Raw genomic sequence first — 430 nt, forward strand, 5'->3', positions numbered from 1 at the left:
CGGTGAGTGCCGGTGCTGCCCGCGGAGTCGCATAACCGAATAACAACAAAAATCGGCTGCCAGCAACACCTTTCAATGATGGGAACGACTCATGACTCAGACTCTCGACGACAGCGTCGGCGCCAACAGTGCCGGCCGGATGCGCGCGGCGGTGGTCACCGAATTCGGTGCCCCGCTGCAGGTTTCCGAGCTCGACCTGCCGACACCCGGACCGGGTGAGGCACTGGTCAAGCTCGAGACCTCCGGCGTATGTCACACCGACCTCCATGCCGCGCATGGCGATTGGCCGGTGAAGCCGAGCCCGCCGTTCGTGCCGGGGCACGAAGGCTACGGCACCGTGGTGGCGCTGGGGCCCGCAGTGGCCGACCTGAAGGTTGGCGACAAGGTCGGCAACGCCTGGCTGTGGTCGGCCTGCGGCACGTGCGAGTAC

Annotated in this window: 1 protein-coding gene; it reads left to right on the forward strand. The window is 66.3% G+C overall.

The genetic code is table 11. From position 1 onward, the window contains the following. Nucleotides 1–139: 139 nt before the first annotated feature. Nucleotides 140–430: alcohol dehydrogenase catalytic domain-containing protein (locus RM572_RS29365; protein ID WP_311676383.1), on the forward strand; the 291-nt coding region annotated here is incomplete at its 3' end.

It is taken from the genome of Streptomyces hazeniae (assembly GCF_031845485.1).
GTDB classification, from domain to species: domain Bacteria; phylum Actinomycetota; class Actinomycetes; order Streptomycetales; family Streptomycetaceae; genus Streptomyces; species Streptomyces hazeniae.